This window comes from Pseudomonas sp. GM78 (assembly GCF_000282475.1).
In the GTDB taxonomy this organism is placed as follows: domain Bacteria; phylum Pseudomonadota; class Gammaproteobacteria; order Pseudomonadales; family Pseudomonadaceae; genus Aquipseudomonas.
The window spans coordinates 14,571-37,035 of sequence record NZ_AKJF01000059.1 but is presented as its reverse complement, the minus strand read 5'-3'; the positions used below and the strand labels follow the sequence as shown (position 1 = coordinate 37,035).

23 protein-coding genes are annotated in these 22,465 nt (G+C 60.0%); 10 read left to right on the top strand and 13 right to left on the bottom strand.

What is annotated here, in order from left to right:
• Nucleotides 1-63 precede the first annotated feature (63 nt).
• The 8 genes from PMI35_RS24455 to PMI35_RS24490 all read right to left on the bottom strand — a co-directional run bounded on the left by PMI35_RS24455 (nucleotide 64) and on the right by PMI35_RS24490 (nucleotide 8,805).
• Complete coding sequence (locus PMI35_RS24455; RefSeq protein WP_008056645.1) at nucleotides 64-798, bottom strand: amino acid ABC transporter ATP-binding protein; 735 nt, start codon at nucleotides 796-798, stop codon at nucleotides 64-66.
• Nucleotides 795-1,466: an amino acid ABC transporter permease gene (locus PMI35_RS24460; RefSeq protein ID WP_032831453.1), complete on the bottom strand. Its 672-nt coding sequence runs from the start codon at nucleotides 1,464-1,466 to the stop codon at nucleotides 795-797. Before PMI35_RS24460 ends, PMI35_RS24455 begins: the two co-directional genes overlap by 4 nt.
• Nucleotides 1,466-2,212 carry an amino acid ABC transporter permease gene (locus PMI35_RS24465; RefSeq protein WP_008056637.1) on the bottom strand — a complete coding sequence of 249 codons (747 nt, stop codon included), beginning with the start codon at nucleotides 2,210-2,212 and terminating at the stop codon, nucleotides 1,466-1,468. Before PMI35_RS24465 ends, PMI35_RS24460 begins: the two co-directional genes overlap by 1 nt.
• Nucleotides 2,213-2,405: 193 nt before the next feature.
• Nucleotides 2,406-3,320 (bottom strand): glutamate/aspartate ABC transporter substrate-binding protein, encoded by a 915-nt coding sequence (locus tag PMI35_RS24470; RefSeq protein ID WP_008056636.1) that lies wholly within the window; start codon nucleotides 3,318-3,320, stop codon nucleotides 2,406-2,408.
• Between the two features lie 326 nt (nucleotides 3,321-3,646).
• Nucleotides 3,647-5,185: a glycerol-3-phosphate dehydrogenase gene (gene glpD / locus PMI35_RS24475; protein WP_008056634.1), complete on the bottom strand. Its 1,539-nt coding sequence runs from the start codon at nucleotides 5,183-5,185 to the stop codon at nucleotides 3,647-3,649.
• 320 nt (nucleotides 5,186-5,505) lie between these two features.
• Nucleotides 5,506-6,261, bottom strand: a complete 756-nt coding sequence (locus tag PMI35_RS24480; RefSeq protein WP_008056633.1) for a DeoR/GlpR family transcriptional regulator — start codon at nucleotides 6,259-6,261, stop codon at nucleotides 5,506-5,508.
• Between the two features lie 95 nt (nucleotides 6,262-6,356).
• A complete protein-coding gene (gene glpK, locus PMI35_RS24485) occupies nucleotides 6,357-7,862 on the bottom strand; it encodes a glycerol kinase GlpK (protein ID WP_008056630.1) in 1,506 nt (501 codons plus the stop codon).
• A 91-nt stretch (nucleotides 7,863-7,953) separates the two neighbouring features.
• Complete coding sequence (locus PMI35_RS24490) at nucleotides 7,954-8,805, bottom strand: MIP/aquaporin family protein (RefSeq protein WP_008056629.1); 852 nt, start codon at nucleotides 8,803-8,805, stop codon at nucleotides 7,954-7,956.
• A 351-nt stretch (nucleotides 8,806-9,156) separates the two neighbouring features.
• Between PMI35_RS24490 and ybaK the strand changes: the two genes are divergently transcribed.
• Nucleotides 9,157-9,627 carry a Cys-tRNA(Pro) deacylase gene (gene ybaK / locus PMI35_RS24495; protein ID WP_008056627.1) on the top strand — a complete coding sequence of 157 codons (471 nt, stop codon included), beginning with the start codon at nucleotides 9,157-9,159 and terminating at the stop codon, nucleotides 9,625-9,627.
• A 7-nt stretch (nucleotides 9,628-9,634) separates the two neighbouring features.
• Here the strand turns inward: ybaK and PMI35_RS24500 are convergent, their stop codons facing one another.
• Both PMI35_RS24500 and argF read right to left on the bottom strand, forming a co-directional pair.
• Nucleotides 9,635-10,744, bottom strand: a complete 1,110-nt coding sequence (locus PMI35_RS24500; RefSeq protein ID WP_008056626.1) for an ABC transporter ATP-binding protein — start codon at nucleotides 10,742-10,744, stop codon at nucleotides 9,635-9,637.
• Nucleotides 10,741-11,661 carry an ornithine carbamoyltransferase gene (gene argF / locus PMI35_RS24505; RefSeq protein WP_032831452.1) on the bottom strand — a complete coding sequence of 307 codons (921 nt, stop codon included), beginning with the start codon at nucleotides 11,659-11,661 and terminating at the stop codon, nucleotides 10,741-10,743. The genes PMI35_RS24500 and argF overlap by 4 nt, the downstream gene beginning before the upstream one ends.
• Nucleotides 11,662-12,068: 407 nt before the next feature.
• On the opposite strand from argF, the gene PMI35_RS24510 reads away from it, so the two are divergent.
• From PMI35_RS24510 to PMI35_RS24545, 8 genes are all read left to right on the top strand, one after another.
• Nucleotides 12,069-12,359, top strand: coding sequence for a hypothetical protein (locus PMI35_RS24510; RefSeq protein WP_008056623.1), 291 nt, complete (start codon nucleotides 12,069-12,071; stop codon nucleotides 12,357-12,359).
• 134 nt (nucleotides 12,360-12,493) lie between these two features.
• Nucleotides 12,494-14,602 carry a molybdopterin oxidoreductase family protein gene (locus PMI35_RS24515; protein WP_008056621.1) on the top strand — a complete coding sequence of 703 codons (2,109 nt, stop codon included), beginning with the start codon at nucleotides 12,494-12,496 and terminating at the stop codon, nucleotides 14,600-14,602.
• 97 nt (nucleotides 14,603-14,699) lie between these two features.
• Nucleotides 14,700-15,041, top strand: coding sequence for a Grx4 family monothiol glutaredoxin (grxD, locus tag PMI35_RS24520; protein ID WP_007938922.1), 342 nt, complete (start codon nucleotides 14,700-14,702; stop codon nucleotides 15,039-15,041).
• Between the two features lie 254 nt (nucleotides 15,042-15,295).
• A complete protein-coding gene (locus PMI35_RS24525) occupies nucleotides 15,296-15,955 on the top strand; it encodes a FadR/GntR family transcriptional regulator (RefSeq protein WP_008056620.1) in 660 nt (219 codons plus the stop codon).
• The gene (locus PMI35_RS24530; RefSeq protein ID WP_008056619.1) at nucleotides 15,945-17,252 is read left to right on the top strand and encodes a CynX/NimT family MFS transporter; all 1,308 of its coding nucleotides are present in this window, start codon (nucleotides 15,945-15,947) and stop codon (nucleotides 17,250-17,252) included. The genes PMI35_RS24525 and PMI35_RS24530 overlap by 11 nt, the downstream gene beginning before the upstream one ends.
• A gap of 100 nt (nucleotides 17,253-17,352) precedes the next feature.
• Nucleotides 17,353-17,823 (top strand): nuclear transport factor 2 family protein, encoded by a 471-nt coding sequence (locus PMI35_RS24535; RefSeq protein ID WP_008056618.1) that lies wholly within the window; start codon nucleotides 17,353-17,355, stop codon nucleotides 17,821-17,823.
• A gap of 40 nt (nucleotides 17,824-17,863) precedes the next feature.
• A complete protein-coding gene (locus PMI35_RS24540; protein ID WP_008056617.1) occupies nucleotides 17,864-18,175 on the top strand; it encodes a GIY-YIG nuclease family protein in 312 nt (103 codons plus the stop codon).
• 87 nt (nucleotides 18,176-18,262) lie between these two features.
• On the top strand, nucleotides 18,263-19,198 hold the full coding sequence (locus PMI35_RS24545) for a glutathione S-transferase family protein (RefSeq protein WP_008056616.1): 936 nt from the start codon (nucleotides 18,263-18,265) through the stop codon (nucleotides 19,196-19,198).
• Nucleotides 19,199-19,206: 8 nt separating this feature from the next.
• Here the strand turns inward: PMI35_RS24545 and PMI35_RS24550 are convergent, their stop codons facing one another.
• Entirely contained in the window at nucleotides 19,207-19,557 is a 351-nt protein-coding gene (locus tag PMI35_RS24550) for a glutaredoxin family protein (protein WP_008056615.1), read from the bottom strand.
• Nucleotides 19,557-20,561, bottom strand: coding sequence for a nucleoid-associated protein YejK (gene yejK / locus PMI35_RS24555; protein WP_008056614.1), 1,005 nt, complete (start codon nucleotides 20,559-20,561; stop codon nucleotides 19,557-19,559). Before yejK ends, PMI35_RS24550 begins: the two co-directional genes overlap by 1 nt.
• A gap of 395 nt (nucleotides 20,562-20,956) precedes the next feature.
• On the opposite strand from yejK, the gene PMI35_RS24560 reads away from it, so the two are divergent.
• Nucleotides 20,957-21,238 (top strand): HU family DNA-binding protein, encoded by a 282-nt coding sequence (locus PMI35_RS24560; RefSeq protein ID WP_007905514.1) that lies wholly within the window; start codon nucleotides 20,957-20,959, stop codon nucleotides 21,236-21,238.
• Nucleotides 21,239-21,300: 62 nt separating this feature from the next.
• Here PMI35_RS24560 and rlmF read toward each other — a convergent pair whose 3' ends face one another.
• On the bottom strand, nucleotides 21,301-22,332 hold the full coding sequence (rlmF, locus tag PMI35_RS24565; RefSeq protein ID WP_008056613.1) for a 23S rRNA (adenine(1618)-N(6))-methyltransferase RlmF: 1,032 nt from the start codon (nucleotides 22,330-22,332) through the stop codon (nucleotides 21,301-21,303).
• Between the last annotated feature and the right edge of the window lie 133 nt (nucleotides 22,333-22,465).

The window sequence follows — 22,465 nt, the reverse complement described above, 5'->3', positions numbered from 1 at the left end:
GACTGTCAGGGCCTCATCGCGAGCAGGCTCGCTCCCACAGTGGATTGGGGCGGCTTCGAGCTGTCAGTGCTGTAGAATCTTGTTGAGGAAGTGCTGTGTACGCTCGGCACGGTGGCTGATGTCGCCGAAGAACTCCTCTTTCTTGCAGTCCTCGATGATCTTGCCCGCGTCCATGAAAATCACCCGGTCGGCCACTTTACGGGCGAAGCCCATTTCGTGGGTTACGCACATCATGGTCATGCCTTCGTGGGCGAGTTGCACCATCACGTCCAGCACTTCGTTGACCATTTCCGGGTCCAGCGCCGAGGTCGGTTCGTCGAACAGCATGACGATCGGGTCCATCGCCAGCGCACGGGCAATCGCCACACGTTGCTGCTGGCCACCGGACAATTGGCCCGGGTGCTTGTGGGCGTGGGCCGAGAGGCCGACACGTTCCAGCAATTGCAGGCCTTTCTTGGTGGCCTCTTCCTTGCTGCGGCCCAACACCTTGATCTGCGCGATGGTCAGGTTTTCGGTGATGGTCAGGTGCGGGAACAGTTCGAAATGCTGGAACACCATGCCCACGCGCGAGCGCAGCTTCGGCAGGTTGGTCTTCGGGTCGGCAATGGAGGTGCCGTCGACCACGATGTCGCCTTTCTGGAACGGTTCCAGGGCGTTGACGCACTTGATCAGGGTCGATTTGCCGGAACCGGACGGCCCGCACACCACGATCACTTCGCCTTTTTTGACCTCGGTGCTGCAATCAGTCAGCACCTGGAAGTCCCCATACCACTTGTTGATGTTTTTGATAGAGATCATACGGCGAACCTTTTTTGCAGACGCTTGACCAGCTGCGAGGCGGCAAAGCTGATGATGAAGTACACGAGACCTGCGAAGATCAGGAACTCATTGGAGCGACCAATGATGTCGCCACTGGCGCGCGAAGCGTTGAGGAAGTCCACCAGGCCGACGGCGTAGACCAGCGAGGTGTCCTGGAACAGGATGATGCTCTGTTGCAGCAACAGCGGGGTCATCTTGCGGAACGCTTGCGGCAGGATGATCAGGCGCATCATCTGGCCATAGTTCATGCCCAGCGCTTGCGCGGCACCCATCTGGCCCTTGGGAATCGACTGCACGCCAGCGCGGACGATTTCACAGAAGTACGCCGCTTCGAACATCATGAACGCCACGATGCACGAGGTGAACGCGCCGATCGGTGTGTCTTCGCCGGTGATCCAGCGCAGCACGAACGGTACCGCCAGGTAGAACCAGGTGATCACCAGCAGCAGCGGGATCGAGCGGAAATAGTTGACGTACGCGCCGGCCAGGTTCGACAGCAGTTTGTTGTGCGACAGGCGGCACAGCGCCAGGATGGTGCCGAGGATTATCCCGCCGACCACGCCCATGGCCATCAGCTTGAGGGTCATGATCATGCCGTTCCACAGGCCCGGCAGGGACGGGATGATGCCCGAGAAGTCGAATTCCATCATTTACCCCCTACGGAAATCAGGCCCGGTACAGCGACTTTCTTCTCGACCATGCGCATCAGCAGCATCAGGCTCATGTTCAGGGTGAAGTAGATCAGCGTGGCCAGGGTGAACGCTTCGAACAGGTTGGCGGAGAACTCAGCGGTCTGTTTGGTCTGCGCGAGCAGCTCCATCAGGCCGATCAGCGAAGCCACGGACGAGTTCTTGAAGACGTTGAGGAATTCCGAGGTGAGCGGCGGAATGATGATCCGGTACGCCTGGGGCAGCAGCACGTTCCAGTAGATCTGCGGCAGCTTGAAGCCCATGGCGCGGGCCGCGGATTCCTGGCCTCTTGGCAGCGCCTGGATACCGGTGCGCACCTGTTCGCAAACACGCGCGGCGGTGAACAGGCCCAGGCACACGACGACGCTGAGGAAGGCCGAGGTGGTGGGGTTCAGGTCCTGCTTGTACCACTCTTGCAGATCCGGCGGCAGCAGGTCGGGCACCAGGAAGTACCAGATGAACAGCTGAACCAGCAGCGGCACGTTACGGAAGAGTTCGACGTAGCAGGTGGCGATGCCCGATACGATGCGGTTCGGCACGGTGCGCATGACGCCCAGGATCGAGCCCAGTATCAGGGCGATGATCCAGGCCACGACGGCGATGCCAATGGTCCAGCCAAGTCCCGAGATGAACCAGTCGAGATAAGTCTCGCTGCCCACGCCAGTGGACTTGAAAAACACGCCCCAGTCCCAGTTGTAATTCATTAGGGTCTCCCCTCAGATCGATCGATGTACAGGTACCCGCTTGGGGGAAGCTCCGTTCCCGCCTGAACGTGATGCTCAGGCACACGCGATCGGCTCGACAGCCACCGGTCCGAGTGTTTCCAAAAATGCCAGCAGGGAGTGACAACCTCCCGAGAGGGCATGGGCCCTCTCAGGAGATAAGGTTAGTCAGAAATCAGGATTTCTTGTCGTCAGCCGCTTTATCGGTCGGATTGGCGATCAGGGCCTTGAGCTCGTCGCTCATCGGGAAGTTCAGGTTCAGGTTTTTCGGCGGGATTGGCTGCATGAACCATTTTTCGTAGATCTTGTTGATCTCGCCCGATGCGTAGGTGGCCTTGATGGCGTCATCCACAGCCTTTTTGAACGGCTCGTCGCCTTTGCGCACCATGCAGCCGTAGATTTCGTAGGACTGTGGGGTACCGGTCACGGCCCAGTCACTGGCTTTCTTGGCCTTGGCTGCTTCACCGGCCAGCAGGGCGTCGTCCATCATGAAGGCTACGGCGCGGCCGGTTTCCAGCATCTGGAAGGACTCGCCGTGGTCTTTGGCGGAGATGACGTTCATGCCCATCTGCTTGTCGGCGTTCATCGCCTTGAGGATGCGCTCGGAGGTGGTGCCGGCGGTGGTCACGACGTTCTTGCCGGCCAGGTCCGGGAAATCCTTGTACTTGGAGTCTGCCTTGGACAGCAGGCGCGTGCCGATTTCGAAGATGCCAACGGAGAAGTCAACTTGTTGCTGGCGCTCGACGTTGTTGGTGGTGGAGCCGCACTCCAGGTCCACGGTGCCGTTCTGCACCAGCGGGATACGGGTTTGCGAGGTGACCAGGTTGTACTTGACCTGCAGGTTCGGCAGGTCCAGGTCTTTTTTCAGGGCTTCGACGACTTTCAGCTGGATGTCGTGGGAGTAGCCGACCGGTTTGCCGGAAGCGTCCGCGATGTAGGAGAAAGGAATGGAAGCGTCACGATGCCCGAGGGTGATGACACCGGACTCTTTGATCTTCTTCAGGGTGCCGGTGAGTTCGGCGGCGAACACTGGCGTGCTGATCAGAGCGGCAGCAATGGCTGCGCCCAGGATATGGGGAACGATGCGCATCAAATTTTCCTCGACATTGTTTTTTTTATGGAGCCAGTTCGTCGGCCCTTTTGTGCTTCGAATGCCCTGACGGCTCCTGAAGTGTCGTGCAACAGGCATTCGTCCAAGAGTGTAGAGCATGACTCGTGCCAGGCCAGGCTGAATGGCACAATCTATTGATATATAAGGATATTAAATATTTATTGAGGTTTTTTTTGGCAGAAGAAATCCGGTTAACCGAATCGACCAGCAAGTCGCGTTCGGAAAACCGAATGCCGCCGGCGGCGCAGAATGCAAAATGCCCCTGAATCGGAAGATTCAGGGGCATTGCATTACCTGGGTGGAGATCAGGCCGCTTCGATCTTGCTGCGGTTCTGCTCGACCTTGCTCAAGTAATCGGCGAGCCGTTGCTGTTGCTCGGGGGTGGTGAACAAGCCGAGTTTGCTGCGACGCCACAGGATGTCGTGGGCGCTGGTTGCCCACTCTTCGCTGCACAGGTAATCGACCTCACGGGTGTAGAGGCCGCCGCCGATGTGTTCGCCCATGTCGTTGAGATTCTGCACGCCTTCGAGCATGCGCCAGGTGCGACTGCCGTAGGTGGTGGCCCAGCGGCGCGAGATTTCGCTGGGGATCCAGTCGAACTTGTCGCGGATCAGCGAGCTCAAGGCCTGTGGTGTGCTCATGTCTTCGCCGCCCGGCAGGGTGGCGTTGGCAGTCCAGCTTGGCAAAATATGCGCGAAGTGCGACGCCAGTTGCGCCAGTGCCGATTCGGCCAGCTTGCGGTAGGTGGTCAGTTTGCCGCCGAACACCGACAACAGGGGCGCTTCCTCGCCGCTGCCCGACAGCGCCAGGGTGTAGTCGCGGGTGACGGCCGACGGGTTGTCGGATTCGTCGTTGCACAGCGGGCGAACGCCGGAATAGCTGTGCAGGATATCGTCACGGCCGATCTGCTTCTTGAAATGGGCGTTGACCACTTGCAGCAGGTAATCGGTTTCGACCTCGGTGATCGCCACTTTTGCCGGGTCGCCTGTGTACTCACGGTCGGTGGTGCCGATCAGGGTGAATTGATTGAGGTAAGGAATGGTGAACACGATGCGCTGATCTTCGTTTTGCAAGATGTGCGCGTGATCGCCTTCGTACAGCTTGGGTACGATCAGGTGGCTGCCCTGGATCAGGCGGATACCGTAGGGCGACTCCATCTTCAGGTCGTCACGAATGAACTTGGCGACCCAGGGGCCGGCTGCGTTCACCAGCGCCTTGGCGCGGATCGAAAACAGGCTGCCATCGGCGCGTTCCAGGTGCAGGTGCCACAGGCCTTTGGTGCGACGCGCGCTGACGCAGCGGGTCTGGGTGTGAACGTGGGCGCCTTTTTCCCGGGCCGCCATGGCGTTCAATACCACCAGGCGCGCATCGTCGACCCAGCAGTCGGAATACTCGAAACCCTTGGTGATTTCGCTTTTCAGCGCGCTGTCGGGGCCGAACTTGAGGCTTTTGGAACCGGCCAGTTTTTCCCGTTTGCCCAGGTTGTCATAAAGGAACAGGCCGGCGCGAATCATCCAGGCCGGGCGCAGGTGCGGGCGATGCGGTAGCACGAAGCGCATGGGCTTGACGATGTGCGGGGCCTTGGCCAGCAGCACTTCGCGCTCGGCCAGGGCTTCGCGTACCAGGCGGAATTCGTAATGTTCCAGGTAGCGCAGGCCGCCGTGGATCAGCTTGCTGCTGGCCGATGAGGTGTGGCTGGCCAGGTCATCCTTTTCGCAAAGGAACACCGAGAGGCCGCGACCGGCGGCATCTGCCGCGATCCCTGCACCATTGATGCCGCCACCGATGACGGCGATATCGTAGACCTCGGCGAGAGGTGGCGTAGGTGAAGTAGAAGTGGGCATCGGCTAAGGCCTCGGAATTCTTTGATTTTCTGTATTTGAATTCGAACATTAATGTTCATTTGCGAAAATCTTAGCCCATAAAGACGCGCACAGCCAGTCGACTTCGATTGAAAAAACTCATCGAAGGGCGGTTAAAGGAAAATATTCGAACATTTAATGCGCGGTAGACCGCAAGGAAGATGTTCCCTGTGCTGACGCCTTCGCGGGCAAGCCCGCTCCCACAGGTTTTGCGACCGCCACCAAACTTGTGGCGGTCATCAATCACTGTGGGAGCGGGCTTGCCCGCGAAGGCGTCGGTACAGGCGACGAAGATATGAGGGTTAAACGACCTCGAGCCGAATCTTGTGCTGATTCAACAACTGCGTCAGCGCCGGCACCGGCTGCTGGTCGGTGACCAGGCAATCGATCAGGCTGATCGGCCCCAGGCGGATCATGGCGTTGCGCCCGAACTTGCTGGAGTCGGCGGCGAGGATCACCTTGCGGGCGTTGGCGATGATCGCCTGGGATACCCGCACTTCCTGATAATCGAAATCCAGCAGGCTGCCGTCTTCATCGATGCCACTGATGCCGACCAGGGCAAAGTCGACCTTGAACTGGTTGATGAAATCGACGCTGGCCTGGCCGACCACGCCACCGTCACGCCGCACATTGCCCCCGGTCAGCAGGACGTCGAAGTCGTCCTTGGCGCTGAGCATCGAGGCCACATGCAGGTTGTTGGTGATGATCTTCAGGTGATTGTGGTTGAGCAGGGCGCGGGCAATCGACTCGGTGGTGGTACCGATATTGATGAACAGCGAGGCGTGGTCGGGGATCTGCGCGGCAATGGCTTCGCCGATGCGCTGTTTCTCATCGCGCATCTGGTCGGCGCGCATGGCGTAGGCGGTGTTTTCAACACTGGAATCGTAAGCCGCGCCGCCGTGGTAGCGGCGCAACAGATTGGCTTCCGCCAGTTGATTGATATCGCGGCGGATGGTCTGCGGAGTGACAACGAACAGCGTGGCCATTTCCTCGATGCTGACATAACCGCGTTCACGGACCAGTTCGAGGATTTGCTGCTGACGGGGAGGCAGATTCATGGGGCGTCCTTTGGGCTGCCGTGCAAAATTTGCCCATGATGCCGCAGGAATCTGCTCCCTACCAGTTACATACAGATACGAGCTCGTATCCCGGTTTATTCGGCCTCGTCTTCAGCTGCCCAATCGCGGGTACGGCTGACCGCTTTTTTCCAGCCGGCGTAGAGTTTTTCTTTCGCCGTTTCATCGAGTGTCGGTTCGAACTGGCGTTCGATCACCGCCTTGCCGCGCAACTCGTCCAGGCTGCCCCAGAAACCGCAGGCCAGGCCCGCCAGGTAAGCGGCGCCCAATGCCGTGGTTTCACGCATCTGCGGACGCTCGACCTGGGTGCCGAGAATGTCGGCCTGGAACTGCATCAGGAAGTTGTTTGCGACTGCACCGCCGTCGACGCGCAGGGCCTTGAGGCGTTCGCCAGCATCCTGCTGCATGGCGTCGAGCACGTCGCGGGTCTGGTAGGCAATCGATTCCAGCGCAGCGCGGATGATGTGGTCGACACGCACGCCACGGGTCAGGCCGAACAGCGCGCCACGGGCGTAAGGATCCCAGTACGGTGCGCCAAGTCCGGTGAAGGCCGGTACCAGGTACACGCCGTTGCTGTCCTTGACCTTGTTGGCGAAGTATTCGGTGTCGTGGGCGTCGTTGATGATCTTCAGTTCGTCACGCAACCATTGCACGGTGGAGCCACCGTTGAATACCGCGCCTTCCAGCGCGTAGGCCACTTCACCACGTGGGCCGCAAGCGATGGTCGTGAGCATGCCGTGGTTGGACTTCACGGCTTTGTCGCCGGTGTTCATCAGCAGGAAGCAACCGGTGCCGTAGGTGTTTTTCGCTTGGCCGGCTTCGACGCACATCTGGCCGAACAGGGCGGCCTGCTGGTCGCCGGCGATACCGCCGATGGCGATGCCGCTTTTGGTGTGCCCGTAGATTTCCGAGGAGGATTTCACCTGGGGTAGCATTTCCCGCGGGATATCCAGCAGCTCCAGCATCTTCGCGTCCCACTCCAGTGTGTGGATGTTGAAGAGCATCGTGCGCGAGGCGTTGGTGTAGTCGGTGACGTGCACCTTGCCACCGGTAAATTTCCAGATCAGCCAGCTGTCGACGGTGCCGAACAATAGCTCGCCGTTGCGTGCGCGTTCGCGGCTGCCTTCGACGTTGTCGAGGATCCACTTGAGCTTGGTGCCGGAGAAGTACGGGTCGGTGACCAGCCCTGTGGTTTCGCTGATGTATTGCTCATGGCCATCGCGCTTGAGCTGTTGGCAGATCTCGGTGCTGCGTCGGCACTGCCAGACGATCGCGTTGTAGATCGGGCGACCGGTGTTCTTGTCCCAGACCACGGTGGTCTCACGCTGGTTGGTGATGCCGATGGCCGCGACCTGGTCGTGATGCAGGCCGGCTTGCGCCAGGGCCTCGACCATCACCGCGCTCTGGGTGGCGAAGATTTCCATCGGGTCGTGTTCGACCCAACCGGCTTGCGGATAATGCTGCGCGAACTCGCGCTGTGCGGTGCAGACCACATTGGCGTCGCGGTCGAAAATGATCGCGCGGGAGCTGGTCGTACCCTGATCGAGGGCAATGATGTAGTTCTTGTTCTGTGTGTCGGTCATGTCGATTGCCTTGGACGAAAAAGGGGGGGTGGGGGGTTGAGGGATGAAGCCTGGTGCGCGAGCAAACGGGCAGGGTCGCGCACCAACGCTATCAAGAAATTCTGGGCTTGCCGTCAATGGCAGGTAGTGCATCCTTTGTAGCAGGTGCGGCGCCAGGCAGGTGACGGGCAATCAAGCCGCGGTAGGCAGCAGCACCCAGGCAGGCACCGACAATCGGTGCAAAAACCGGAACCAGGAAGTACGGAATATCGCGGCCGCCAGTGAAGGAAATTTCACCCCAGCCAGCGAAGAAAGTCATCAGTTTGGGGCCGAAGTCCCGTGCCGGGTTCATCGCGAAGCCGGTCAGCGGCCCCATCGAACTGCCAATCACCGCAATCAGCAGGCCGATCAGGATGGGCGCCAGCGGGCCGTTGGGCAGGCCATTGTTGTCGTCGGTCAGCGACATGATGACGCCCATCAGGATGGCGGTGATGATCACCTCGACCAGGAACGCTTGGGCCGTGGACAGGCTTGGGTTGGGGAAGGTAGAGAACACCGACGCCAGTTCAAGGCTGGCTGTGCTGCCGCGAACCATTTGGTGAGTTTGTTCGAAATCGAAGAATAGGTTGCTGTAAAGCGTGTAAACCAACAAGGCGCCGCAAAAAGCACCCGCCACCTGCGCGAAGATATAGAAAGGCAGTTTGCGCTTTTCGAAGTCGGCAAAAATGCTCAGCGCGATACTGACGGCAGGGTTCAGGTGGGCGCCGGAAACCCCGGCGGTCAAGTAGATCGCCATGCTCACGCCGACACCCCAGATAATGCTGATTTCCCAGAGGCCAAAGCTGGCACCCGCGACCTTGAGCGCGGCAACGCAGCCCGTACCGAAGAAGATCAGCAGCGCAGTGCCCAGGAACTCGGCCATGCATTGGCTCGACAGTGACGGTTGTTGTAAAGCAGTTGTCATTGAAACCTCATTGTTTTTCTTGTGTGACGCTTCCATTCCATCATGGTCAAAGCGCGTTTCTCATTGAGCCAGGATCCCCATCCTGTTCCCGTTTTACAGCAGGGCACTGCGGTAAGACATTTCATACAGTTTCAGAAACGAAAAAATATAGACAAGAAACGCTGCTGTCAAAGGTCGAAAGTGAACCGTTGGTCACAAATAAACTATTAGTCACGTGAATGATCGCGCGTCGCAGGGGGTGAAGGCGGGAGCTGGGCGCCTTTTGAATCGGCGCCGCGATAGAGCCTTTTGTGGGTCAATGTCCTAGAATCCGCCGCAGGATTTTCTATTGCCACCCAGTCTGGAGCTGTTATGACACCCGCATTGGATCTGCTGAAAAAGGTTCGGGCCGAACACCGTGTGCACAGTTATGAACATGACCCGAAGGCAGCGTCCTATGGGCTGGAAGCCGCGGAGAAGCTCGGACTGGACCCGGCGCAAGTGTTCAAGACCTTGCTGGCGGCCAGTGAAAAAGGCGAGTTGCTGGTGGCGGTGGTGCCGGTTGGCGGCAGCCTGGATCTGAAGGCCTTGGCCCAGGCGGCCAAGGTGAAGAAAGTCGAAATGGCCGATCCTGCGGCGGCCCAGCGCTCCACCGGGTATCTATTGGGCGGTATCAGCCCGCTGGGGCAGAAGAAGCGCTTGCGGACGTTTATCGACAATTCGGCTCAGCCGTTTGCGAGCATTTTTGTCAGCGCGGGACGGCGGGGCCTTGAAGTCGAATTGGCCCCCGCCGTGCTGGCCGAACATACCCAGGCGACATTCGCCGATATCGGCCGTCCCTAGGGGTTGATCAGTGCGCGCTGCTGTAGCGCCGAACACCTGATTCAACCACCGGAATCTGCGCCGCCATGCTGCCGGATGCCTGGAACAGCACCAGGTGTTCCGCCGCGACACGAATGCCGACTTCCGCGCCGATCAGGTGATCGACATGGCTCGGGAAAATCGCTTCCAGTTGCGCGCCAGTGAGCATTTGCAGGCGATAAAGCGTCGAGGCGCCCTGGAAAGACTTGCCGACGATCCGCGCCTTCAATGCACTGTCTGGCGCATAAACGATATCGTCCGGACGCAGCAAGACATCCACCGCACCGCCGACCGGCCAGGTGTAGGCGCGGTTGCCGCGCAGTTCACCCAATTCGGTCTGCACCGACTCCGGGCTGCTCAGCTGGCCGCGAATGAAATAACCCTGGCCGATGAAGCTGGCCACATAGGGTGTCAGTGGTTCGTGATAGAGGTTGTAGGGCGTATCCCATTGCTCAAGCCGGCCTTCCTTGAACACGCCGACGTGATCGCTGACCGCGAAAGCTTCTTCCTGGTCGTGGGTCACCAGAATCGCACTGGTGCCGCGGGCCTTGAGGATGTCGCGCACCTCGTGGCTGAGCTTGCGGCGCAATTCACCGTCGAGGTTGGAGAACGGTTCGTCCAGCAGCAGCAATTGCGGTTCCGGCGCCAGGGCGCGAGCCAGGGCGACCCGTTGCTGCTGGCCGCCGGAAAGCTCGTGTGGGTAACGCTTGCCGAGGTTTTTCAGGTTGACCAGTTCGAGCAACTCTTCGGTGACACGATCCTTGTCCGGATGTTTGCGAATGCCGAAGGCGATGTTGTCGGCCACGCTCAAGTGCGGAAACAGGGCGTAATCCTGGAACACCATGCCGATGCGACGTTTCTCCGGCGCGAGGGTGAAACCGGCGCTGGAGATGGTCTCGCCAGCCAGCTGGATGTCACCTTCGTGCACCGGTTCGAAGCCGGCAATGGCGCGCAGGGTGGTGGTCTTGCCGCAGCCTGAAGAGCCCAGCAGGCAACCGATGTCACCGGCGTTCAGATGCAGGTTGAGGTTTTGCACCACGCGCTGGTCTTGATAGCCGCAGGCGAGGTTGCGCAGGTTAAGCAGTAATGGCTGGCTCATGCGTGGTGATACGCCGCTTCGACCAAAAATTCGAGCAGGGCCTTTTGTGCGTGAAGCCGGTTTTCAGCCTGGTCCCAGGCCACCGAGCGCGGGTCGTCGAGCAGGTCGAGGCTGATCTCTTCGCCGCGGTGAGCCGGCAGGCAATGCATGAACAGAACGTCCGGAGCGGCCAGGTCGAGCAGGGCGCGGTTGACCTGGTACGGAGCGAACAGCTGCAGGCGCTTGGCGGTTTCTTCTTCCTGGCCCATGGAGGTCCAGACGTCAGTGCTCACCAGATGCGCACCGCGCACGGCGTCCTGCGGATCACGAACGATGGTCACCCGATCCCCGGCCTTGGCCACGAATTCAGGATTGGGTTCGTAACCTTCCGGGCAGGCGATGCGCAACTGGAAGTCGAACTGGATCGCCGCTTCTATATAGCTGTTGCACATGTTATTGCCGTCGCCGATCCAGGCCACGGTCTTGCCCTGGATGGAGCCACGGTGTTCGAGGAACGTCTGCATGTCGGCCAGCAACTGGCACGGGTGCAGGTCGTCGGACAAGCCGTTGATCACCGGCACGCGGGAGTTGGCGGCGAATTCGGTCAGGTTGCTGTGGGCAAAGGTGCGGATCATCACGGCGTCGAGCATGCTCGACATGACGATCGCGCAGTCGCCGATCGGCTCGCCACGGCCCAGCTGGGTATCGCGGGGCGACAGGAAGATCGCCTGGCCACCGAGCTGGATCATGCCGGCTTCGAAGGAAATTCGGGTGCGGGTCGAGGATTTTTCGAAAATCATCCCGAGCACGCGGTTTTTCAAAGGCTCGAACAGTACGCCGCGGTTACGCAGGTCTTTGAGCTCAACGCCTCGACGGATCACGCTGACCAGCTCTTGGGGCGTGCAATCCATCAGGGAGAGAAAGTGCCTTGCGCTCATCATTGACTACCTTTTTGCTACAAACCGCAGATGCTCAAAGCCTTGTTTAACGGAACAACGGGCGAGACCTGCGGCGTAAGCCGCACGGGGCGACGAAATAGGGGAAGGCGCGATCTTATAATTAAATGTCGCGTCTTACCAATAGGGCTACGGTTATTAGGGGATTTCAGAGAGGCTATCGGATGACTGCGATAACGCTTTTTGAAGCCTTTTTCCTGACAGCAGCCAGGCATTTGTACACCGGCGCCGTGGAACTTGGCAATCCAGCGGGGCGGGGATGGCGAGCAGACAGTCGGTTTTCGACCTGTCGTTCCGGGTCTTGGCGCCGGGCGCAGCCGATCTGAAATACTTGCGAATGCAAAGTGCTGGGTTATAACTAATTCACGAGTGACGCAGGAAGCTCAGCGATGGAATCGAAAGAACAGCAGCTTATGGAATTGCTTGGCCTCACGGCCCGCTCCCTGACTCACCTGACCGCCTCCATGACATCGATGTCTTTCGAACTGCTGCGCAGTGACGACCAGGTTACGCGGGATGCAGGACGGCGCATGATCGACCGCATGGTCACCATCAGTGCCGGGCTTGACGAACACTGGCGCCTGATCGGCGAGCTGACCGGTGTGAACGGCACCCATGGGCCGGTCGAACCCCTCCAGGAAATCCAGTTGCACACGCCGCCGAGGCTGCCTTCGAGCTGATCGTGCGCGGTTATCGGCAAGCCTGATGGCCACCGATTCACAAGACGAACGTCGCTGGCGCGGTGGTAGGGCAGGCGCCATAGTTTTGTTCCCGCGGTCGCTATTGTCCGCCCAGAACAAGACAGAGACTGGCCATGACCAAGACTCTCCATCACCGTGCGTGCCATTTGTGTGAGGCCATTTGTGGCCTGACCATCGAAACCACCGAGCTCGAAGCCGGTAATCTGCAGATCACCTCTATCAAGGGTGATTCCCAGGACACCTTCAGCCGCGGGCACATCTGCCCCAAGGCGGTTGCCCTGCAAGACATCCAGAACGATCCGGATCGCCTGCATCAGCCAATGCGGCGGGTGGGCAGCGAATGGCATCCCATCGAGTGGGAAGACGCCTTCAACCTGGTCGCTGAACGCCTGACCGCGATTCAGGAGCGCCACGGGCAAAACGCGGTGGCGGTCTATCAAGGCAATCCCAGCGTGCACAACTATGGGCTGATGACCCACAGCAATTATTTTCTCGGCCTGCTGAAAACCCGCAACCGGTTTTCCGCGACGTCGGTCGACCAGCTGCCCCATCACCTGACCAGTCACTTGATGTACGGCCACGGTTTGCTGCTGCCGATACCGGACATCGATCACACCGACTTCATGTTGATCCTGGGCGGCAATCCGCTGGCCTCCAATGGCAGCATCATGACCGTGCCGGATGTGGAAAAACGCTTGAAGGCGATCCAGGCCCGGGGCGGCAAAGTCGTGGTGGTCGACCCGCGTCGCAGCGAAACGGCGGCGATCGCCGACCAGCATCTGTTCGTGCGCCCCGGTGGCGATGCGGCGCTGCTGTTTGGTCTGCTCAATACCCTGTTCGCCGAAGGCCTGACCCGCGACAGTCATTTGCCAGTGGACGGCCTGGATCAGGTGCGCGAAGCCGTGGCCGCTTTCACCGCCGACGTCATGAGCCCATTGTGTGCGGTGCCGGCGGAACAAATCCGCCAATTGGCACGGGATTTTGCCGCCGCACCCACCGCGGTTTGCTACGGCCGCATGGGTGTCTCGACCCAGGCATTCGGCACGCTGTGCCATTGGCTGGTGCAGTTGATCAACCTGGTCACCGGCAACCTCGACCGCGTCGGCGGCGCCTTGTGCACAGAGCCTGCGGTTGACCTGGTGGCTTCGACGTCGGGCGGGCATTTCAATTTGTGGCAGAGCCGGGTGTCCGGGCGCCCTGAGTACGGCGGCGAACTGCCGGTCTCGGCGCTGGCCGAAGAGATGCTCACCGAAGGCGACGGACAAGTTCGTGCACTGATCACCGTGGCGGGCAACCCGGTGCTGTCCACACCCAATGGCCGCCAGCTGGAGCAGGCGCTGGACGGGCTGGAGTTCATGGTCAGTGTCGACCTGTACATCAATGAAACTACGCGCTATGCCGACCTGATCCTGCCGTCTACCTCGGCGCTGGAAAACGATCATTACGACACCACCTTCAATATGTTTGCGGTGCGCAACGTCAGCCGCTTCAACCGCGCCATCCTGCCCAAGCCAGAAGGTGCCTTGCACGACTGGGAGATTTTCGTCGGGTTGGCCAAGGCGTTCGCGACGAAGACTGGCAAGGAGCTGAAGCCCACCATCGCCCCGGCGCAGATGATCGACCGCGGTTTACGTATGGGACTGTACGGCGACGTATCGCCGCATAAGCTATCGCTCGCAACCCTGTTCGATCATCCCCACGGGGTTGACCTCGGCGCCCTGAAACCCAACCTGGCGCCCCGTCTGAAAACCGCCAATCAGCGCGTCCAGGCTGCCCCCGCCGCGATCCTCGCCGACCTGGCGCGCTTCGCGGCGTTGCAGGCGCCGGCCAGCGATGAGTTGTTGATGATCGGCCGGCGCCATGTGCGCAGTAATAACTCGTGGATGCATAACTATCACCGTCTGGTGAAGGGCAAGCCCCGTCACCAGTTGTTGATGCACCCGGATGATCTGGCCAGTCGCGAGTTAAGCGACGGGCAAAAAGTGCGGGTCAGTTCGCGGGTCGGGGTGATCGAAGTGGAAGTGCTGGCCAGCCCGGATATGATGAAAGGTGTGGTCAGCCTTCCGCACGGTTGGGGCCATGCCCGGCCGGGTGTGCACATGAGCATCGCCAGTGGTCAGCCAGGCGCCAGCGCCAACGACCTGACCGACGAATGTCAGCTCGATGAATTGTCGGGTAACGCGGCGTTGAACGGCGTACCGGTGACTGTGGAAGCGGCCTGATCGCATCTGACGGAGAGACCGAGCAGGGCGCTCGGCTTTCCGTTACAATGCGCCACCGTGCCGACCCATGAGTCGGAAAGTTCAGCCGAGGTGCTCCATGGATATCATCGAAACGATTAAAGAGCAGATTGCCAACAACACCATTCTGCTTTACATGAAAGGCTCGCCGAATGCCCCGCAGTGCGGCTTCTCCGCGAAAGCCGCGCAGGCCGTGATGGCGTGTGGCGAAAAATTTGCGTACGTGGATATCCTGCAGAACCCGGAAATCCGCGCCAATCTGCCAAAATACGCCAACTGGCCAACCTTCCCGCAATTGTGGGTAGCTGGCGAGCTGGTTGGCGGTAGCGACATCATGACTGAAATGTCCGCTGATGGTTCGTTGCAGGCGCTGATCAAGGATGCCGCGGCCAAGGCAGCAGCAGCCAAGACCGAAGCCTGATACTCGGGCGTCAAAAAAGGCCCTTCACGGCAAACCGTGAAGGGCCTTTTTTTTCGCCTGAACATTAACTGTGTAGGAGGAGCATGCTCGCGATGAACCTGAGAACCCCGCGGGGCGTCAGGCCTCCAGCGTTATCGTTGACGACCATCGCGAGCAGGCTCGCTCCTACAGGTTACGGGGAGGTTGTCCTTTGGCGTGAAGCTGACTAAGATGTCAGAAAATTCATCCTATGATTGGATGAAAGGACGAATCCCATGTCAGACACTTCTCCGTTAATCAAGCGTTCCCTGGTCGATCAGGCTCTGGAGCAGTTGCGACTGCGCATTAACCAAGGCGCCTGGGCGGTAGGGCAGCGCTTGCCCACCGAGCCCGAGTTGTCCGCAGAACTGGGCATCAGCCGCAACACGGTGCGCGAAGCCATGCGCGTGTTGGCGTTTTCCGGGTTGATCGAAATCCGTCAGGGCGACGGCAGTTACCTGCGCGCGGTGGTCGATCCGCTGGACACCCTCAAGGCATTGTCCCGCTGCTCACTCGAACAGGCCCGCGAGACCCGGCACATCCTTGAAGTCGAGGCCATCGGCCTGGCGGCCATGCGCCGTACCGATGAAGACCTGGTGGCCTTGCGTGAGGCGCTGGGCGTCAGCGGCAGCCACTATCACGGCGATCTCGACACTTATATCGCCTGTGATCTGGTGTTCCACCGCCGCCTTGTGGACGCCGCGCACAACTCGACCCTCAGTGAGCTGTATCGCTATTTCTCCAGTGTTGTCGGTGAGCAATTGCGCCACTGTCTGAACATCACCCCCCGGCGCCAGGAGGTCTTCGACCTGCACGTCGAGCTGCTCGATGCCGTCGAGCAACGCGACCCGGAGCGGGCCAAAGCCCTGTCGAGGCAGTTGATCAATGAACCTTGAAACCGAGAACACCATGTCCAGCCAGCCCACCGATGTCACCTCACCCAAGCGCACGGCGGAGCTGGAAGAGCTGCTGATCGACGCCGAGGCCGATGACGAACAGGTCCAGCAGACCCAGCCGATCCTGCGGCGACCGTGGTTGTTGCTGCTGGGCCTGATCCTGGTGGCATTGAACCTGCGTCCGGCGCTGTCGAGCATGGCGCCGATGCTGAGCGAGGTGTCGAAAAACCTGGGATTGTCGGCGTCACAGGCCGGTTTGCTGACCACGTTGCCGGTGCTGTGCCTGGGCCTGTTCGCCCCGCTGGCACCGGTGCTGGCGCGCCGCTTCGGGGCAGAGCGCGTGGTGTTGGGTATTCTCCTGACGCTGGCGGGAGGGATCATCCTGCGCAGTTCCTTCGGCGAAATCGGTCTGTTTGCCGGCAGTGTGCTGGCAGGTGCCAGCATTGGCGTGATCGGCGTGTTGCTGCCGGGCATCGTCAAGCGCGACTTCGCCAAACAGGCCGGGACCATGACCGGTGTCTATACCATGGCCCTGTGCCTGGGCGCGGCCATGGCGGCGGGTGCCACGGTGCCGCTGAGCGAACACTTCGACAACCGCTGGAGCCTCGGCCTCGGGTTCTGGGTGATTCCAGCCTTGATCGCGGCGATGTTCTGGTTGCCGCAAACCGGGCAGAAACATGGCGCGCACAACGTTGCCTATCGTGTGCGGGGGTTGCTGCGCGACCCGCTGGCCTGGCAAGTCACCTTGTACATGGGCCTGCAATCGTCCCTGGCCTACATCGTGTTCGGCTGGTTGCCGTCGATCCTGATCGGTCGTGGCTTGAGCGCAACCCAGGCCGGCCTGGTGTTGTCGGGTTCGGTGATCGTGCAATTGATCAGCTCCCTCGCCGCGCCATGGCTGGCGACGCGCGGCAAGGATCAGCGCTTGGCGATCGTGATCGTCATGGTGCTGACCCTGGGTGGTTTGTTCGGTTGCCTGTACGCCCCGATCGAAGGCTTGTGGGGGTGGGCGATTGTATTGGGGCTGGGGCAGGGCGCTACTTTCAGCCTGGCATTGACCCTGATCGTATTGCGCTCGCGTGATTCCCACGTGGCGGCGAACCTGTCGAGCATGGCCCAGGGTTTCGGCTACACCCTGGCATCCATGGGACCGTTCGCGGTCGGCATCGTGCACGACTGGACCGGCGGCTGGAGCGCCGTGGGCTGGATCTTCGGAGTGATCGGCCTGGGTGCGATCATCGCCGGGCTCGGTGCGGGGCGGGCACTCTACGTACAAGTCGAAAGCGAAAAGGTCTGACGCTTACGCACTGTCGGTATTCGCCCTGCGAATGCCGATAGTGTTCGGCGTCTTTGGAGACTATCGTGCAGGCAATCCAACAATCGTACGGAGCCTGCCCATGAGTGATGCCCATAACGCATTGATCACCCAGTTCTACCAAGCCTTCCAGCGGCTGGATGCCGAGGCCATGAGCGCCTGCTATACCGATGATGTGGTGTTCAGTGACCCGGCGTTTGGCGAGTTGCGTGGCCAGGAGGCTGGCGACATGTGGCGCATGCTCACCACCCGGGCAAAGAGTTTTTCCCTGACATTCGACAATGTGCGCAGCGATGAACGCACCGGCGGTGCCCATTGGGTAGCGACGTATCTGTTCAGCCAGACGGGCAACACCGTGGTCAACGATATCCAGGCGCGTTTTGTCTTCCGCGACGGCAAGATCTGCGAGCATCACGACAGCTTCGATCTATGGGCCTGGTCACGCCAGGCGCTGGGTTTCAAAGGCCTGTTGTTGGGCTGGACGCCACTGGTGAAGAACGCTGTTCGCGCTCAAGCCTTGAAGGGCCTGAAGGCTTTCCAGGCCAGTCGCTGATAAGATCGCCGCTTGTTTCCTTTCAAGTCTTGATCGTGACGTGAGCACCCTCAACGAAAAACCTGCCGACGCCGAGTCACAGGTGACCAAGCCGTGGTTCGTCTATCTGGTTCGCGCGGCCAATGGTTCGCTCTACTGCGGAATCAGCGATGATCCTGTGCGTCGCTTTGCCACTCATCAAAGTGGCAAGGGCGCGCGGTTCTTTCTTTCCAGCCCGGCCGTCGCGCTGGTCTACACCGAACTCTGCCGCGATAAAAGTGAAGCGCTGCGTCAGGAACGGCTGATCAAAAAACTCAGGAAGAGCGCCAAGGAATGCCTGGTGGCGAGCGCGGCTGCCGGCTTATCAATCTGACTGATCAGTTCCCATCAGGCAGATCGGTAGGCTGCCTGCCGATTGCGCGTTAAGCTGAGGGTTCCTATTCGCGCGGCGGAGCCGAGCATGTCCGAGTTGATCCTGCATCATTACCCGACGTCCCCTTTCGCCGAAAAAGCCCGTTTGCTCCTGGGTTTCAAAGGGTTGTCCTGGCGTTCGGTGAAAATCTCACCGGTGATGCCAAAGCCTGATTTGACGGCGTTGACCGGCGGCTATCGCAAGACGCCGGTGCTGCAGATCGGTGCGGATATCTATTGCGACACGGCCTTGATTGCCCGCCGTCTGGAACAGGAAAAAGCCCTGCCGGCGTTCTTTCCGGAAGGCCAGGAAATGGTCGCCGCGACCTTCGCGGCCTGGGCCGATTCGGTGGTGTTCCAGCATGCGGTCAGCCTGGTGTTCCAGCCGGAATCGGTAGCGGTGCGTTTCGCCAATTTGCCCCCCGAGGCGATCAAGGCGTTTATCGCCGACCGGGCCTGCTTGTTCAGTGGTGGCAGTGCTACAAAGTTGTCGGCTGAGCAAGCGCGACATCAGTGGCCAACGATCATGACGCGCCTGGAGCAACAACTGCAACGCGAGGAGGGCGATTTCCTGTTCGGCGAACCGTCGATTGCCGACTTCGCCCTGGCTCACCCGCTGTGGTTCCTCAAGGCAACGCCGGTCACTGCACCGCTGATCGATGCTTATCCGGCGGTTGCCGCGTGGCACGCGCGGGTATTGGGCTTCGGTCACGGTGCCTTCAGCGATATGACGTCCGAGGAAGCGTTGGAGGTTGCGCGCAATGCCACGCCAGCCGCATTGCCGGATGAGCAGTTCGTCGACCCGAACGGTTTCAAGGCCGGCCAGCAAGTGCTGATCGCGGCCACGGACTATGGCGTTGATCCGGTGGTGGGGGAGTTGCTGTTTGCCGGTGTCGAAGAGTTGATTGTGCGCCGTGAAGACGAACGTGGCGGTGTGGTGCATGTGCACGTTCCGCGATTCGGTTTCCGCATCGAAGCACAGTAGCTTTCAGATTATTTCAGGGCAGCCAGGATCGCATCCGGGTCATACCCGCGAATCAGCGTCCCGTTCACATCGATGATCGGAATCCCGCCGCCGCCCAAGGCCTCATAGGCCTTGCGCGCCACGGCATCCTTCTCGATATCGAATTCCTTGTACGGGATGCCTTTCTGGTCGAGAAAGCGCCGGGTCAGCTTGCAGTAGCCACACCACTCGGTGGCGTAAAGCACGACGTTGGCCTTGGCTTGGGTCTGCTCCGACACCACTTGCGACGGGTTGAACACCCGCTCGATCTTGCCCCAGTGCTGATAGACCACGACCACCAGCAGGATCAGCAGGAACTTCTTCAGTACGTTACCGAGCATCAGTTGCGGCGCTTGAGCTGGTCGGTGAGCGAGGTCGGCAGGCCTTTGATGATCAGCGTGCCGGCGTCTTCGTCGTATTCGATCTTCGAGCCCAGCAGGTGCGCTTCGAAGCTGATGGACAGGCCTTCGGCGCGGCCGGTGAAACGGCGGAACTGGTTCAAGGTACGTTTATCGGCCGGGATTTCCGGCGACAGGCCGTAGTCCTTGTTGCGGATGTGGTCGTAGAAGGCTTTCGGGCGGTCTTCGTCGATCAGTCCAGACAACTCTTCCAGGCCCATCGGTTCGCCGAGCTTGGCCTGGCTGCTGGCGTAATCCACCAGGGTCTTGGTTTTCTCGCGGGCGTCCTCTTCGGGCAGGTCTTCGCTTTCGACGAAGTCACTGAATGCCTTGAGCAGGGTGCGGGTTTCACCCGGGCCGTCGACGCCTTCCTGGCAGCCGATGAAGTCGCGGAAATACTCCGAAACCTTTTTGCCGTTCTTGCCTTTGATGAACGAAATGTACTGCTTGGATTGCTTGTTGTTCTGCCACTCCGACACGTTGATCCGCGCCGCCAGGTGCAACTGGCCCAGGTCCAGGTGACGGGATGGGGTCACGTCGAGCTGCTCGGTCACCGCGACGCCTTCGCTGTGGTGCAGCAGGGCGATGGCCAGGTAATCGGTCATGCCTTGTTGATAGTGGGCGAACAGGACGTGACCGCCGACCGAGAGGTTGGACTCTTCCATCAGCTTCTGCAGGTGTTCCACCGCCACGCGGCTGAAGGCGGTGAAGTCCTGAGCGCCATCGAGGTATTCCTTCAGCCAGCCGCTGAATGGAAAGGCGCCGGACTCTGGATGAAACAGACCCCAGGCTTTACCTTGTTTGGCGTTGTAGTTTTCGTTGAGGTCGGCAAGCATGTTCTCGATGGCTGCAGACTCCGCCAGTTCAGAGTCGCGAGCGTGGAGAACCGCTGGAGTGCCGTCGGGTTTTTTGTCGATCAGGTGGACGATGCAATGACGGATCGGCATGGGCTTCTCGGCTGGTTGGAGAGAGCAGGGCGAGCTCCCCGAAAAAGCGCCCAGTGTACCGCAACCACTGGTTTTGGCGCGGGGCGAACGGCATTTGCGGGGCGACCGGGGGTGCTTATGCGTTTTTTTCCCGATTTAGAGCAATAAAGCTGACCAATTGGGTAGCTAGAGGCGGATATTTCCCCGCCTCTGTGCTAGTTTTGCCCGGTCTTACGCGTAGTCACTGCGTTAAGCGTGCATTCAGCATTTGTCAGGTCGAACCAAACCCTGATTTCGGAATCTATAACCCCGATCCCGTGGTTATTTGGCCGAGGGTGCCGGATCCAAAAGATCGGGCTCGATGGCTGACACTGCACTCTGCAATCCATATGAATTTGATAGGGAAGGAACACTACATGGCTCTTACTAAAGACCAACTGATCGCCGACATCGCTGAAGCTATCGACGCGCCGAAAACCACCGCGCGTAACGCTCTGGACCAACTGGGCCAAATCGTTGCCGATCAGCTGGAAAACGGCGGCGAAATCACTCTGCCAGGTATCGGCAAACTGAAAGTGACTGAGCGTCCTGCCCGTACTGGCCGTAACCCATCGACTGGCGCTGCCATCGAAATCGCTGCCAAGAAAGTGATCAAGCTGGTTGTGGCTAAAGGCCTGACCGACGCTGTTAACAAGTAAGACTTGTTAAAAAAAAACCGTGCGCCGGAGTGATCCGGGCACGGTTTTTTTGTGTCCGCAGCTTATTGCGCTGAAGGTTTCACCCAGCGCGCCTGACGCCAGGCCTGTTGTTGCGCTGGGGTCTGGAACGTCCAGGCCACGAAGCGACTCTGTTTCTGGCCCTGGGACATTTCCACCACCTGGCTTTGCAGTGCCCCGGCTTTTTTCAGCGCGGTCTGGATTGCTGGCAGGTTCGAAGCTTTCGATACCAGTGTGCTGAACCACAGCACCTGTTGCCCCACCTGCGCGCTTTCGCTGATCAGTTGGGTGACGAATCGCGCTTCACCGCCCTCACACCACAACTCCGCCGCCTGGCCGCCAAAATTCAGCACTGGCAGTTTGCGTTTTGGATCGGCCTTGCCCAGCGCGCGCCACTTGCGCGTGCTGCCGCGCGTAGCTTCGTCCAGCGAGGCGTGGAACGGTGGGTTGCACATCGTCAGGTCAAAGCGCTCGGCGCTCTCCAACAGCCCCAGCAGGATCTGCCTGGGATTGCTCTGCTGGCGAATCTGGATGGCTTTGTTCAGGCCATTGGCTTGAATGATGGCTTTGGCCGCAGCGATGGCGGTCGAATCAATTTCTGAACCGAGGAACTGCCAGCGGTAGTCGCTGTGACCGATCAGCGGGTACACGCAGTTGGCGCCCATGCCGATGTCCAGCACCTTGACCGCGGCGCCCCGTGGAATCACGCCTTCATTGGCGCTGGCCAGCAGGTCGGCGAGGAAGTGCACGTAATCCGCACGACCCGGAACCGGCGGGCACAGGTAGTCGGCCGGAATGTCCCAATGGGCGATGCCGTAGAACGACTTGAGCAGTGCCCGGTTGAACACCCGTACCGCGTCCGGGCTGGCGAAGTCGATGCTTTCCTTGCCGTACGGGTTGATGATCACGAACTTCGCCAGTTCCGGCGTGGTCTTGATCAGCGCCGGGAAGTCGTAACGACCCTGATGGCGATTGCGCGGATGCAGGCTGGCCTTCTCGCGCGGTTCCACGGCTTTGGCCGGGGTCGCGGGTACGGGCTTTTTACGCGCAGGTTTTGGGGGGCGGGGGGCGGTCATGGGCGTGTCGATTCGGGTATGGCTAAAAGTGGCGGGCATTGTCCCACATCTGTGGGGCAACACCGACCAATTGTAGGAGTGAGCCTGCTCGCGATAGCGGTGGATCAGTCGATGACGATCGCGACTGGCATAC